This window comes from Paracoccus sp. 22332, assembly GCF_052045125.1.
Taxonomy (GTDB): Bacteria; Pseudomonadota; Alphaproteobacteria; order Rhodobacterales; family Rhodobacteraceae; genus Paracoccus; species Paracoccus haematequi_A.
In genome coordinates this window covers 211,481-223,915 of the sequence record NZ_JBQEOI010000003.1, presented here as the reverse complement: position 1 = coordinate 223,915, position 12,435 = coordinate 211,481, and the positions used below count along the sequence as shown (strand labels likewise).

The 12,435-nt window shown below is 68.8% G+C and carries 13 protein-coding genes; 5 read left to right on the top strand and 8 right to left on the bottom strand.

The window, feature by feature from the left end:
• Positions 1 to 4: 4 nt before the first annotated feature.
• The gene (locus tag ACTJI6_RS05085) at positions 5 to 526 is read right to left on the bottom strand and encodes an NnrU family protein (protein WP_440798414.1); all 522 of its coding nucleotides are present in this window, start codon (positions 524 to 526) and stop codon (positions 5 to 7) included.
• A 67-nt stretch (positions 527 to 593) separates the two neighbouring features.
• Here ACTJI6_RS05085 and ACTJI6_RS05080 point away from each other — a divergent pair, with 67 nt between their 5' ends.
• Together ACTJI6_RS05080 and ACTJI6_RS05075 are read left to right on the top strand one after the other, a co-directional pair.
• Positions 594 to 1,157: a DUF4202 domain-containing protein gene (locus ACTJI6_RS05080; RefSeq protein ID WP_126154146.1), complete on the top strand. Its 564-nt coding sequence runs from the start codon at positions 594 to 596 to the stop codon at positions 1,155 to 1,157.
• On the top strand, positions 1,154 to 1,831 hold the full coding sequence (locus ACTJI6_RS05075) for a CbiX/SirB N-terminal domain-containing protein (RefSeq protein WP_440798413.1): 678 nt from the start codon (positions 1,154 to 1,156) through the stop codon (positions 1,829 to 1,831). The genes ACTJI6_RS05080 and ACTJI6_RS05075 overlap by 4 nt, the downstream gene beginning before the upstream one ends.
• On the opposite strand, the gene ACTJI6_RS05070 is transcribed toward ACTJI6_RS05075, so the two are convergent.
• Together ACTJI6_RS05070 and ACTJI6_RS05065 are read right to left on the bottom strand one after the other, a co-directional pair.
• Complete coding sequence (locus ACTJI6_RS05070; RefSeq protein ID WP_440798411.1) at positions 1,826 to 2,539, bottom strand: GNAT family N-acetyltransferase; 714 nt, start codon at positions 2,537 to 2,539, stop codon at positions 1,826 to 1,828. The genes ACTJI6_RS05075 and ACTJI6_RS05070 overlap by 6 nt on opposite strands.
• On the bottom strand, positions 2,539 to 3,279 hold the full coding sequence (locus tag ACTJI6_RS05065; protein WP_440798409.1) for a competence/damage-inducible protein A: 741 nt from the start codon (positions 3,277 to 3,279) through the stop codon (positions 2,539 to 2,541). The genes ACTJI6_RS05070 and ACTJI6_RS05065 overlap by 1 nt, the downstream gene beginning before the upstream one ends.
• A gap of 106 nt (positions 3,280 to 3,385) precedes the next feature.
• Between ACTJI6_RS05065 and map the strand changes: the two genes are divergently transcribed.
• On the top strand, positions 3,386 to 4,183 hold the full coding sequence (map, locus tag ACTJI6_RS05060) for a type I methionyl aminopeptidase (RefSeq protein ID WP_440798406.1): 798 nt from the start codon (positions 3,386 to 3,388) through the stop codon (positions 4,181 to 4,183).
• 29 nt (positions 4,184 to 4,212) lie between these two features.
• Here the strand turns inward: map and ACTJI6_RS05055 are convergent, their stop codons facing one another.
• From ACTJI6_RS05055 to kynU, 4 genes are all read right to left on the bottom strand, one after another.
• A complete protein-coding gene (locus ACTJI6_RS05055) occupies positions 4,213 to 7,254 on the bottom strand; it encodes an efflux RND transporter permease subunit (RefSeq protein ID WP_440798404.1) in 3,042 nt (1,013 codons plus the stop codon).
• A complete protein-coding gene (locus tag ACTJI6_RS05050) occupies positions 7,251 to 8,354 on the bottom strand; it encodes an efflux RND transporter periplasmic adaptor subunit (protein WP_440798402.1) in 1,104 nt (367 codons plus the stop codon). The genes ACTJI6_RS05055 and ACTJI6_RS05050 overlap by 4 nt, the downstream gene beginning before the upstream one ends.
• The gene (locus tag ACTJI6_RS05045) at positions 8,351 to 9,337 is read right to left on the bottom strand and encodes an efflux RND transporter periplasmic adaptor subunit (protein ID WP_440798400.1); all 987 of its coding nucleotides are present in this window, start codon (positions 9,335 to 9,337) and stop codon (positions 8,351 to 8,353) included. The genes ACTJI6_RS05050 and ACTJI6_RS05045 overlap by 4 nt, the downstream gene beginning before the upstream one ends.
• 142 nt (positions 9,338 to 9,479) lie before the next feature.
• On the bottom strand, positions 9,480 to 10,667 hold the full coding sequence (kynU, locus tag ACTJI6_RS05040; protein WP_440798398.1) for a kynureninase: 1,188 nt from the start codon (positions 10,665 to 10,667) through the stop codon (positions 9,480 to 9,482).
• 61 nt (positions 10,668 to 10,728) lie between these two features.
• Between kynU and ACTJI6_RS05035 the strand changes: the two genes are divergently transcribed.
• A complete protein-coding gene (locus ACTJI6_RS05035; protein ID WP_440798396.1) occupies positions 10,729 to 11,520 on the top strand; it encodes an alpha/beta hydrolase in 792 nt (263 codons plus the stop codon).
• Here the strand turns inward: ACTJI6_RS05035 and ACTJI6_RS05030 are convergent.
• On the bottom strand, positions 11,510 to 11,980 hold the full coding sequence (locus ACTJI6_RS05030; protein ID WP_440798394.1) for a YbaK/EbsC family protein: 471 nt from the start codon (positions 11,978 to 11,980) through the stop codon (positions 11,510 to 11,512). The genes ACTJI6_RS05035 and ACTJI6_RS05030 overlap by 11 nt on opposite strands.
• Positions 11,981 to 12,061: 81 nt before the next feature.
• Between ACTJI6_RS05030 and ACTJI6_RS05025 the strand changes: the two genes are divergently transcribed.
• On the top strand, positions 12,062 to 12,397 hold the full coding sequence (locus ACTJI6_RS05025) for a hypothetical protein (protein ID WP_440798392.1): 336 nt from the start codon (positions 12,062 to 12,064) through the stop codon (positions 12,395 to 12,397).
• Positions 12,398 to 12,435: the final 38 nt, after the last annotated feature.

The window sequence follows — 12,435 nt, the reverse complement described above, 5'->3', positions numbered from 1 at the left end:
GCCGTCAGGCAGGCAGCGGCGACACGCCGATCAGCAGCGGATGCAGATGCAGCAGCGCCGCCCAGATCACCACCGCCAGCACCACCCGCTGCCAGGTCACGCGGAACGCCCCCGGCAGGCCGGACCGCGCCACGCCCGACAGCGCAAAGACCAGCATCCCGCCGAAGAAGATCGCATGGGCCAGATCGCCGTTCGCGACCAGATGCGCGCCTGCCCACAGGGTAAAGGCCGCAATCAGCCCCGACATGCCGACCGCCAGGGCGGCGACCAGGATCGCCAGCGGCATGGCGATATTGACCAGCCAGCGGCTCCACAGGGGCTGGTCCCACAGATGGACATAGGGCGCGCGTCCCGCAGACAGGATCAGCCAGTACAAAAGCCCGATCGACAGCAGGCTGAACGCCGCCAGATAGCCGCGCCGCCCCAGCCTCGCCACCAGCCAGCCGCGCGGGCCGGGCAGCGCCGGGATCATGTGCGCGCCCAGAAAACAGGCCCAAGCGGCCAGATATTCGCCCCATCCACTCATTCCCCTCATCTAGCGGCTTGCGGGCGGAACCGCCAGCGGGTGAAACTGCGGCAAAAAGGACGCGCCCATGACAACCCGACTGGATCACGCCTTTCAGGCCATCGACGCCGCCAATGCCCGGGATCCGAACCTGGAGGACGGCAAGCCCGCCAACCTGCTTTACGGCCAGCGAATGACCGAGCAGCAGCAGCACCTGTTTCCCGACGCCTCGGACGCGCTGCGGATCGCCTGCCGGGGCCAGCATATCGAACGCTGGCTGCTGCCGCGCGATGCCTATCCGATGGACCGGGCGGGCTATCTGCAATGGCGCCAGGAACAGGGCCGCCGACACGCCGACCGCATCGCCGGGATCATGGCCGACGCGGGCTACGCGGAAGACGACATCGCCCAGGCCCGCAAGATGCTGACCAAGCAGGGACTCAAGCGCGACGATCAGGTGCAGGCGCTGGAGGACGTGATCTGCTTCACCTTCATCCGCTGGTATCTGGGCGATTTCATGGCCGAGCATGCCGACAAGAACCTCCCGAAGATCATCGAGAAGACCGCCCGGAAAATGTCGCCCGAAGGCCGCGCCCGCGCGCTGCGGGAATTTCCCATGCCGGACGAACTGGCCTTGTATTTCCGGCAATGAAGGCCGTCATCGTCTCTCATGGCCAGCCCGGCGATCCCGGCCCGCAGCAGCGGGCCGTCGAGGATCTGGCCGCCCGTGTTGCCGCCTGCGATCCCGGCTGCGCGGTCGCGGGCGCGACCTTGGCGATGCCCGGCGCGCTGGCGGCGGTGGCGGATGACGACAGCCTGATCTATCCGATGTTCATGGCCGAGGGCTGGTTCACCCGCACCGAACTGCCCCGACGGCTGGCTCAGGCGGGTGCAGGCGCCACGCTGGTTCTGCGCCCCTTCGGCACCGATCCGGCCCTGCCCGGTCTGATCGTGTCCCAGGCCCGTGCCGCAGCCGCGACCCAAGGCTGGTCATCGCAGGACACGGTGCTGCTGCTGACGGCGCATGGATCGCAGCGGTCGCAGGCGTCCTTCACCATCACCACCGCGCTTGCCGAAACCGTCGCCCCGCATTTCGCCCGCGTTGTCACCGGCTTTGTCGAACAAGAGCCCTTCATAGCCGATGCCGCGCGGGGGCTGGCGCGCGCGGTCAGCCTGCCGCTGTTCGCGCTGCGGGCGGACCATGTCCTGGACGACCTGCCTGCGGCGCTGGATCAGGCGGGGTTCACCGGCCCGCGCCTGCCCCCCATCGGCCTTGCGCCCGAGGTGCCGGGCCTGATCGCCGCCAGCCTGCGCGCGGCGCTATGACGAACGCGCGTAATAGGCGTAACCGGCGACCTCGGTGAAGCCCAGCCGGTTCCAGGTCGCCCATGCGCCCGCATTGTCCCGACTGACGGCCAGGCCGATGCGGATCGCGCCCTGCCCGGCAGCCCAGATCGCCGCCTGGCGAACCATCCAGCCCGCCATGCCCCGGCGGCGAAAGGCGGGCAGAATCTCGACGGCATGGACCATGACCACATCGCCATGGATCGCCGCGAAGGCCGCCCCTGCCGCACGGTCATCCATGCGCCCCAGAATCGCGGTCTTCGGCCCCGCCACCCGGTCCATCACCGCCTGCCGCGCCGGATTGATGTTTCCCGCCGACCAGATGTCGCGCTGAATGGCCAGCGGCGGCCAGACCGCGAAGGTGGTCACGGGGGGAATCGGATCGCCCGTCAGCGCGGCGACCGGCGCCTGCATGATCGCGGTAGGGGAATCCCGCCGGTATCCGGCAGCGGCCAGGGCATCGGCCAGGGCGGTGTCGCTGTCCGGCACACGGAACATCGGCTGCTGGCCCCAGCCCCGATGGATCGCCTCGACCCCGGCAAAGTCGTCGGGCGACCATGCGCCCATCGCACGCGCCGAACTGACCCGCCCGCCCGCCCCCAGGCCACGGCCCACGCGGAACCCCCCGGCATCCGCGTGATCGGCGGCGGGCCAGGTTTTTTCGAACGCCTGGGCCAGGGCGGTGTCCATCACAGGCCCAGCCGGTCTTTCAGCGCCGCCATCGCCTGGGCGACGCGATCCGCGTCAAGGCCGCGCACCACCAGGTTCGTGCCCCAGCCGGACTGGTCCTGGAAAGGATAGGATCCCAGCGACAGGTCGGGAAAGCCGTCGGCGACGGCCTTCAGATCCTCGGCCACGTCGCTTTCGCCGCGCCGCACCTCGACGCTTTGGGACTGGACGGGGCGCCCGCCCGACAGGCGCGGGATCAGCCAGTCCACCATGCCCCGGAACACCTCGGGCACGCCCGCCATCACATGGGTGTTGCCGATGGAAAAGCCCGGCGCCCCCGACACCGCGTTGTCGATCAGCGTGGCCCCGACCGGGATGCGCGCCATGCGCAGGCGGTTTTCGGTCAGCTCGGTTCCCATCCGGTCGCAGCGGGCTTGCAGGATCGCGCGCGCCTGGGGATGGATCTCGACCGTGGTGCCATGGGCAGCGGCCACGGCATCGGCGGTGATGTCGTCATGGGTCGGCCCGATCCCGCCCGATGTGAACAGCAGATCGTAATCCCCGCCCAGGCTGCCGTCCAGGGCGCGGATCGCCGCGACGATGCGGTCGTGATCGTCGGCCACGACGCGGATTTCGCGCAGGTCGAAGCCGGTCGCGGACAGCACCTGGGCCAGGTGATGGGCATTGCCCTCGCGCGTACGGCCCGACAGGATTTCGTCCCCGATCACCAGGATCGCCGCCGTCGGATTGTCGGATTGCATCGTTTCGTCCCCTGAAACCTGTGCTTGCCTGCATCTATGCGCACGCGCGGGGCTGGAACAAGGGATCATCCGGGTCTATCTATGCGGCCAGACGAAAGGATCACCGATGGACCAGAGCCATATCACCAAGGAAGGCATCCGCATCCACGCGCGAGAGGATTTTGCGGGAATGCGCAAGGCCGGGGCCGTCGCGTCGCAGATCCTGGACGAGGTGGGGCCGCTGGTCCGGCCGGGCGTCACCACCGGCGCGCTTGACGATTTCATCACCCGCCGGGTGACGGAACTGGGCGTCACCTCCGCCACCATCGGCTATCGCGGCTATGAACATGCCAGCTGCATCAGCGTGAACCATGTCGTCTGCCACGGCATTCCGGGCGACAAGGTGCTGGCCAATGGCGACATCCTGAACATCGACGTGACGGTGATCGTCGACGGCTGGTATGGCGACACCAGCCGCATGTATGTGGCGGGCAAGGCGCCGATCAAGGCCAAGCGGCTGATCCAGGTCACGCATGACGCGCTGATGAAGGGAATCGAGGCCGTGCGCCCCGGCGCCACCTTCGGCGACATCGGCGCCGCGATCCAGTCCTATGCCGAAGGGCGCGGCATGTCGGTGGTGCGCGACTTCTGCGGCCATGGGCTGGGCCGGGTCTTCCACGCGCCGCCGAACGTGCTGCATTTCGGCCGCCCCGGCAAAGGCCCGGTGCTGGAGGAAGGCATGTTCTTCACCATCGAACCCATGATCAACCTGGGCCGCCCGGAAACCAAGGTTCTGGCCGACGACTGGACCGCCGTGACCCGCGACAAGTCTCTGTCGGCGCAGTTCGAACATGCCATCGGCGTGACGGCGACGGGCTGCGAGATCTTCACGACCTCGGACAAGTTCTTCCCCGACCTGGACTGAGCGGCGGCGCGGCCGCCCGGGATCCGGCGTCAGGCCGGATCCGGCCTGACCCGCATCACCGCGCAATACAGCGCGGGCACGAAGACCAGCGTGATCAGCGTCCCCGCGATGATGCCGCCCATCATCGAAAAGGCCATCGGTCCCCAGAACACCTGGCGAGAAATCGGGATCAGCGCCAGCGATGCCGCAGCCGCCGTCAGCAGGATCGGCCGGGCGCGGCTGTCGGACGCCTCGAACACGGCCTGCCACGGGCTGCGGCCCTTGTGCAGCAGTTCCTGGATCTCATGGACCAGGATCACCGAGTTGCGGATCAGGATGCCGATCAGCGCCAGGATCCCCAGGATCGCGACAAAGCCCATCGGCACGCCGAAGGGCACCAGCACCGCGACCACCCCGATCAGGCCCAGCGGCGCGGCGGCAAAGACGATCAGCGACAGCCGGAAGCTTTGCATCTGTGCCATCACCAGCAGCGCCATGATCAGCAGCATGACGGGCACCACCGCGGCGATGGGTTCCTGGCTGTCGGCCGAAGTCTCGACCGTGCCGCCCACGGTGATGGTCACGTCGGGCGGCAGGCCAGCCTGGAATTCCGCCACCGCCGGGGCCAGGGCGTCGACCAGGGTCGCGGGCTGGTCCTTGGTGGACACCGCCGCCTTGACGGTCACGGTCGGCAGGCCGTTGCGCTGCGCGATCAGCGGCTGTTCGGTGACGTAATCCAGCGTCACGATCGAGACCAGCGGCGTGCCCTCTCCGTTGGGCAGGCGGATTTGCAGGTTGCGGATCGATTCGATCGAGGTGCGGTCGTCCGCCTCGCCTCGCCCGACCACGTCGATCAGGAAGATGTCGTCGCGAAGCTGGGTGATCGTCGTGCCCGAGAACAGCGCCGACAGGGTTTCGGCGACCTCTTGCGTGGTGACGCCCAGACGGCGCGCCTGGTCCTGGTCGATTTCCAGGCGCACCGCCCGCGCCGGTTCGTTCCAGTCCATCGAGATGTCGCGCAGGCGCGGCTCTTTCGCCAGCACGGCGGCAAGGTCGCGCGCGGCGTCGCGGGCGGCGTCGGGATCGGGGGCGCTGATGCGGTACTGCACGGGCTTGCCGACCGGAGGGCCGATTTCCAGGTTCTTGACATAGATGTCGACCCCCGCGAAATCCTGCGCCGCCCGGTCCATCAGCAGCGCCTTCAGCCGGTCGCGCGCGGCCAGATCCGGGGTCTGGATGACGATCTGGCCCATATACGGCCCTGGCGTCGGCACATCCATCGCCAGCACGAAGCGCGGCGCCCCGCTGCCGACATAGGATGTCCAGAACAGCACGTCGTCATTGCCGGCCAGGATCTGTTCCAGCCGGTCCATGTCCGCGCGCGTCTTGGCGATCGACGCGTTCTGGCGTTCCGCGATGTCGACCAGGATCTCGGTCCGGTCCGAGGTCGGGAAGAACTGCTGTTCGACGAAGCGCATCCCCCAGACGGACAGCGCGAACAGGGCCAGCGTGACCGCGATCACGATCCATTTGTGATGCATGGACCACAGCAGCAGCCCGTGAAAGCGGCGGCGCAGCCAGCCGGGCCGGGGTTCGTGGTGGACCGCATGGGGGCGCAGCAGGGTCACGCCCAACAGCGGCGCGAACAGCACCGCCACGATCCAGGACACGACCAGCGACACCGCGATGACCACGAACAGCGAAAAGGTGAATTCCCCCGCCGCCGAACTGTTCAGCCCGATGGGAATGAAGCCCGCCACCGTGACCAGCGTTCCGGTCAGCATCGGGAAGGCGATCGAGGTCCAGGCATAGCTGGCCGCGCTTTCCAGCGATTCGCCGATTTCCAGGCGCGATATCATCGTCTCGATGGCGATCATCGCGTCGTCGACCAAGAGGCCAAGCGCGATGATCAGCGCCCCCAGCGAGATGCGCTGCAAGGTGATGCCGTACAGTTCCAGGATCACGAAGGTAATCGCCAGCACCAGCGGGATGGTCAGCGTCACGACGAAACCGGCGCGGAAGCCCAGGCTGACGAAGCTGACGACCAGCACGATCAGCACGGCCTCGGCCAGCGCCTTCACGAAATGGCCGACCGCGTGATCGACCACCTGCGGCTGATCGGCGACCTTGGCCATTTCGATCCCGATGGGCAGCCCGGCCGCGACGCGCTCCATCAGCGCGTCCAGTTCCTTGCCGAATTCCAGGATGTTCTCGCCGTCGCGCATCCCGACCTGCAAGCCGATGGCGGGCTTGCCGTTGTATCGGAACAGCGATTGCGGCGGATCCTCGTAGCCTCGGGTGACGGTGGCCACGTCGCCCAGGTTGAAGAACCGTTCCCCAACCCGCAGGTTGACGGCGGCGATGGACTGGGCGTCTGCGAACTGCCCGCCGACGCGGACCAGCACCTGTTCCGGTCCCGCCTGGATCACCCCCGAGGGCAGGATGGCGTTCTGTTGGGCCAGCGTGGCGATCACCTGCTGCTGGTTGAGACCCAGGGCCGCCAGCCGCGCGGCCGAGAATTCCAGGAAGATCTGCTCTTTCTGTTCGCCCAGCAGTTCGGTCTTGCCGGCGGCGTCCAGCCCCGCCACCTGCTTGCGGATGCGTTCCACCCGGTCGCGCAATTCGCGCGGGCTGTATCCGTCGGCGGTGAAGGCATAGATGTTGCCGAACACATCGCCGAAATCGTCGTTGAACTGGAAGCCCGCGAATTCCTGCGGGAATTCGGGGCGGATGTCGGACATCATCTCGCGCACGCGCTTCCAGATCTCGGGCACCTTGGGGCCGCGCGTGGTGGGCAGCAGTTCCAGATAGACGACCGCCTGGCCCGGCATGGTGACGGATCGGGTGAAGTAAAGCTCGTCCAGTTCCTCGAGCTTCTTTTCGATGCGCGTGGTGACCTGGGTCAGCGTCTCGTCCACCGTGGCGCCGGGCAGGGCGGCGCTGATCACCATGATCTTGATAGTGAAGTTCGGGTCTTCCTCTCGCCCCAGGTTGTTATAGCTGAGCGTCCCCGCCACCAGCGAGACGATCAGCAGGAACCACACGAAGCTGCGATGGTTCAGCGCCCAGTCGGACAGGTTGAAACGCTTCACGGATGGACCCTTTCGCCGACGGCCTGGCCGTCGGTCAGCGAATTGACGCCTCGGATCACCACCTCGTCGCCGGGGGACAGTCCCGCGCCGATCAGGACGCGGCCCTGGAAGGCGCCGCTGGGGGTGACGGGAACCGCCTCGACATGGGCGCCGCCCTCGGTTCGGATCACGCGCCAGACATGGGGGGCGCCGTCGCGCAGGAAGATCGCCGCCTGGGACAGCATAAGCGCGGGTTCGCTGGCGCTGCCCAGCCGCGCGCGGATCAGTGCGCCCAGGCGGAACGGCGCGTCGGGCGGCAGGGTCAGGTACAGCCTGCGGGTGCGGGTCGCCATGTCGGCCACGGGGTCGATCCGGTCCAGCACGGCCTGCACCTGGCGGTCGGGGTCGGTGCGCTGCCACAGGGTGAAGACGGCATCGTCGGGAAGGCCCGCAAGCGCCGATTCGGGCAGGTCGATCACCGCCTCGCGCTGGTCTTCCGCCGACAGTTGCAGGACCGGCGTTCCCGCGCCCAGCACGCTGCCGGGGGCCTCGTAAACCGCGCTGACGACGCCCGAAAACGGCGCGGTCATCCGGGCATACCCTTGGGAATCGCGCGCCTGCACCAAGGCAGACCTCGCCTGTTCAGCCCCGGCCTCGGCTGCGGTGGCGGCGCGTTGGGCCTGTTCCAGTTGCGCCGCGCTGGCGACGTTGCGGGCCGCCAGGGCCTCGACCCGTTCCAGCGTCAGGCGGGCGGTGTCGCGCTGAACCTCGGCCGCGGCCAGGGCGGCCTCGGCGGCGCGGGTGGTCGCCTCCAGATCCTCGGCCGCAAGGTTCGCCAGAACGTCGCCCTGCCGGACCCGGTCGCCCAGATCGACGGGGCGCGACACCATCCGGCCCAACGTCTGGAACGCCATCGTCACCTGCGTGCGCGACGCCACCACGCCGGGGATCCACCGCGCGTCCTGGCCGCGATCCTCGACGATCTCGGACACGACGGGACGGATCGGGGCGGCATTTTCGGCATAAGAGCTGAAATCCAGCCATCGGGGCAGATCCAGCGCCCCGGCGGGCGCGGCCAGGACCAGGAAGAAGGCGGCAAGCGGGACTGTCGGCCGGATCATGGCAAGACCTTGGCCTGCTGGACCTGCCGTCCGGGATAAAGAAGCTGAGAACCCGCGCCGACCACCATATCCCCCGCAGCGATCCCGTCCGAAAGATAGACCAGGCCGTCGGCGAACTGTGCGATGGTCACGGGCACCAGGCTGACGCGGCTGTCGTCATCGACGCGCCAGACGGCGGGCCTGTCGCCGTCGCGCATCAGCGCCGTCCAGGGCACCGCGATGCCCCGGTCCACGGCGATATCCACATGCCCCCGCACCGCCGCCCCCAGCAGCGCGGTATCGGCGGCCACATCGTCGATTCGGACCCGCATCGCCACCGTCCCCGAGGCCGGGTCGACCAGCGGCGAAATCTCGGACACGGTGCCCCGCATCTGGGGGCGGTCGATGTCCAGGGTGTCCAGCCGCACCACCGTGCCCATCGCGCTGTCCAGGGCGGGATGGTCGGGGGCGTTGAACACGGCCTCCAGCCCGTCCAGCGTGGCCAGGGTCAGGACCGCCTGCGCGGCGCCCACGACCAGGCCGGGGGCCATGTCGCGGGCCGTGACGACCGCATCCTGAGGCGCCCGCATCACCGTATCCTCGACCGCGCGGCGGGCCTGGTCCAGGGTGCTTTCAGCGCGTTCGACAGAGCCTTGGGCCTCGGACAGGGCGCGCAGGGCGTCGTCGCGGGCGGCGCGGGTGCCGACGCCGCGTGCCAGCAGGGCATTGGCCCGTTCGCTGGCCAGGCGGGCTTGCGCCAGTCCCGCGCGGGCGGCATCCAGACCCGCCTGGGCCACATGCAGGGCCTGATCCTGCTGGACCGAATCCAGGCGCGCCAGTTCCTGGCCCTCGGTCACGCGGTCGCCTTCGTCCACCAGCACGCGGGTCACGCGTCCGGGCTGGCGAAAGCTCATCTGCACGCTGTCGGCGGCGGTCAGGCTGCCCGACAGTTGCAGGTCGATCTGCACCGGCTGCTCGCGGGCCGCGACCATCTCGACACGCAACAGGGCATTTTGCGCAACTGCCGGAAAAGCCGACAATCCCGCAACCGCAATACCCCATGCCAACCGCCAGATGCCCATCAAATGCCCTATCGAAATATGACATGTCTGCTTTACAATCGGCGCCAAGGGAAGCCCCCTGCCTTTACGTCACCGCGGCCTTCTGCCGAAACTTTTCATCATCCCAGATGCCGTCGCGCAACACGCGGGCCAGCGTGTCGACCGCCCGTTCCACATCGTCCAGGTCGTTATACAGCGGCGCGAAGCCGAAACGCAGCACGTCCGGGGCGCGGAAATCGCCCACCACGCCCGCCGCGATCAGCGCCTGCATGACCGCATAGGCCTGGGGATGGCGAAAGCCGATCTGCGACCCGCGCCGGGCCGGATCACGCGGCGAGTTCAGCGTCACGTCCGGGCAGCGGGCCTCGACCCCGGCGACGAAGGCCTGGGTCAGGTCGATGGACCGCGCGCGCAGATCGGCCAGGCCGACCCCCTCCCAGACATCCAGGGCGGCATCCAGCGCGGTCAGCGCGATCACCGGAGGGGTGCCGACGCGCATCCGCTCGATCCCCGACGCCGGGCGATAGTCCAAGTCGAAGGCGAAGGGCGCGTCATGGCCCATCCAGCCTTGCAGGATCGGCTGGGCGGCATCGGCATGGCGCGGATGGGTCCAGATGAAGGCGGGCGCCCCCGGCCCGCCGTTCAGGTATTTATAGGTGCAGCCCACCGCGAAATCGGCATCCGCGCCGGTCAGGTCCACATCCACCGCCCCCGCCGAATGCGCCAGATCCCAGACCGCCAGGGCGCCCGCCTGATGCGCACGGGCGGTCAGCGCGGCCATGTCGTGGCGCCGCCCGGTGCGGTAATCCACTTCGGTCAGCATCAGGACGGCCAAGTCGGGGGTGATCGCGGCCTCGACATCCTCGGGCGGGACCACGCGCAATTCGGCCCCGACCGCCTGGGCCAGGCCCTGCGCGACATAGAGATCCGACGGGAAATTGCCGCTGTCCGACAGGATCACCCGACGGCCGGGGCGCAGCCGCAACGCGGCGCTGAGCGCCTGGAACACCTTGATCGACAGTGTGTCGCCCATCACCACCTGCCCCGGCCCCGCGCCGATCAGCCGGGCAATGCGGTCGCCGACGCGGCGCGGCTGGACATACCAGCCCGCCTTGTTCCAGCCGGTGATCAGCATCTCGGACCATTCGTCGGCCATCATCCGGGCCACGCGGTCCCTGGCCGCCACCGGCATCGGTCCCAGCGAATTTCCGTCCAGATAGGTGATGCCCTGCGGCAGGTGGAAGGCGCGACGGGTGGCGGCGAAATCGGTCATGGTCCTCTCCCTCTTGACCGCAGGCTAGCAGCAGCCTTTGCTGCGCGAAAGAGAGGGCAGGATGCTGTATCACGTCACCGATTGGGACGACGCCTATGCCAATACCGTCCATATTCCGCAGGGCGAGGGCTTCTTTGCCCGCTGGCAGGACGCCTCCGCCCGATTCCGCGACGCCCACCCGCCCCAGGCCCTGGGCCGGGGCCACCTGTTCCGCCCCAATGGACCCGCGCGGGGCCTGATGGTCTTCGTCCACGGCGGCTACTGGATGGAAACGACGCCCGATCTGTGGTCGCATCTGGCGGAGGCCGCCTTGGCGCGCGGCTGGGCGGCGGCCCTGCCCGGTTATACCCTGGCGCCCCAGGCCCGGATCGCGCAGATGGTGCATCAGGTCGCCGCCGCCATCGCCGAGGCCGCCGGGCGCATCGGCGGGCCCATCGTCCTGACCGGCCATTCGGCGGGCGGGCATCTGGCCGCGCGGATGATCTGCGACGACGCCACCCTGCCCGATTCGGTGGCGGCGCGGGTGACGGGATGCGTCCCGATTTCGCCCATTTCGGACCTGCGCCCGCTGCTGCGCACGGCGATGAACGACAGGCTGCGGCTGGATCCGGCGCAGGCGGCATCCGAAAGCCCGGCCCTGCTGACGCCCCGCCCCGGCGTTCCCGTCACGACCTGGGTCGGCGGGATGGAGCGGCCGGAATTCCTCCGCCAAGCCCGGCTGTTGGCCGACATCTGGGCGGGCCTGGGCAGCGCAACCGACTGTGTGGTCGAACCGGGACGCCACCATTTCGACGTGATCGAGGGGTTGGAGCGGCCGGACAGCCCGCTGATGGACCGCCTGCTCAGCCCGTGAAATCCGCCAGCGTCGCCCCGGTCAGGTCCAGCAGCACCTGCGGGACGATGGCGAAGATGTGGCGTGGCGTGCCCGCAGCCGCCCAGACGCGGTCGAATTCCAGCAGGCGCGGGTCGAAGAAGGCGGCCACCGGCTTCAGATGCCCGACCGGGGCCACGCCGCCGATGGCGAAGCCGGTTTCCTCGCGGATCAGGGCGGCGTCGGCCTTGCCCAGGGGCTGGCCCGCGACCGCCGTCGCCTTTGCCGGATCGACACGGTTGCCGCCTGCGGTCAGGAACAGGACCGCATGGCCGGACGCCTCGCCCCGGAAGATGATCGACTTGGCGATCTGGTCCACCTGGCAGCCCGCCGCCTGCGCGGCCTCGGCCGCGGTGCGGGTGCTGTCCGCCATCTCCAGGATCTCCACCGCGACGCCCGCCCCGTCAAGGGCGGCCCTGACCCGCGCCAGGCTCTTGCTCATGTCCCATGTCCCCCTGCGCCAGGCGTCTTGCGCTTTGGCGCCAGCCGTGTTGTTGCAGGACCGATCATCATGGAGGCCCGCATGAACGTCTATACCCTTCTGGTCGAGGTGGGCCGCAGCAAGGACGACGGCCTGCCCGCCGGATCGACCGGCGCGGCGCTGATCTGCTATGCTGCGGGCGGGGACGAGGCCGAGGCGGTGCGTGAAACCGTCGCCATCCTGAAACAGGCGGATCTGGCGCCGCTGGACGTGACCGGCTACGGCACGCTGGAAGAACGGCTGGCCGAGGGGCACGAGATCGACGCGGACGAACGCGCCCTGATGCAGCGTGCCCTGGACGAAAACTCGGTCATCATCGCGCAGATGCAGCCCTTCTTCAAAGGCTGCGAGGGCGACGCTGACGACATGCTGCATTAGCCCGCGCGGGCCTACCCAAGGCGGACCGGGTTTGTTAC

Coding starts and splice junctions, on each gene's coding strand:
- ACTJI6_RS05085 (WP_440798414.1), bottom strand. CDS start 526: ATGAGTGGATGGGGCGAATATCTGGCCGCTTGGGCCTGTTTTCTGGGC.
- ACTJI6_RS05080 (WP_126154146.1), top strand. CDS start 594: ATGACAACCCGACTGGATCACGCCTTTCAGGCCATCGACGCCGCCAAT.
- ACTJI6_RS05075 (WP_440798413.1), top strand. CDS start 1,154: ATGAAGGCCGTCATCGTCTCTCATGGCCAGCCCGGCGATCCCGGCCCG.
- ACTJI6_RS05070 (WP_440798411.1), bottom strand. CDS start 2,539: ATGGACACCGCCCTGGCCCAGGCGTTCGAAAAAACCTGGCCCGCCGCC.
- ACTJI6_RS05065 (WP_440798409.1), bottom strand. CDS start 3,279: ATGCAATCCGACAATCCGACGGCGGCGATCCTGGTGATCGGGGACGAA.
- map (WP_440798406.1), top strand. CDS start 3,386: ATGGACCAGAGCCATATCACCAAGGAAGGCATCCGCATCCACGCGCGA.
- ACTJI6_RS05050 (WP_440798402.1), bottom strand. CDS start 8,354: ATGATCCGGCCGACAGTCCCGCTTGCCGCCTTCTTCCTGGTCCTGGCC.
- kynU (WP_440798398.1), bottom strand. CDS start 10,667: ATGACCGATTTCGCCGCCACCCGTCGCGCCTTCCACCTGCCGCAGGGC.
- ACTJI6_RS05035 (WP_440798396.1), top strand. CDS start 10,729: ATGCTGTATCACGTCACCGATTGGGACGACGCCTATGCCAATACCGTC.
- ACTJI6_RS05030 (WP_440798394.1), bottom strand. CDS start 11,980: ATGAGCAAGAGCCTGGCGCGGGTCAGGGCCGCCCTTGACGGGGCGGGC.
- ACTJI6_RS05025 (WP_440798392.1), top strand. CDS start 12,062: ATGAACGTCTATACCCTTCTGGTCGAGGTGGGCCGCAGCAAGGACGAC.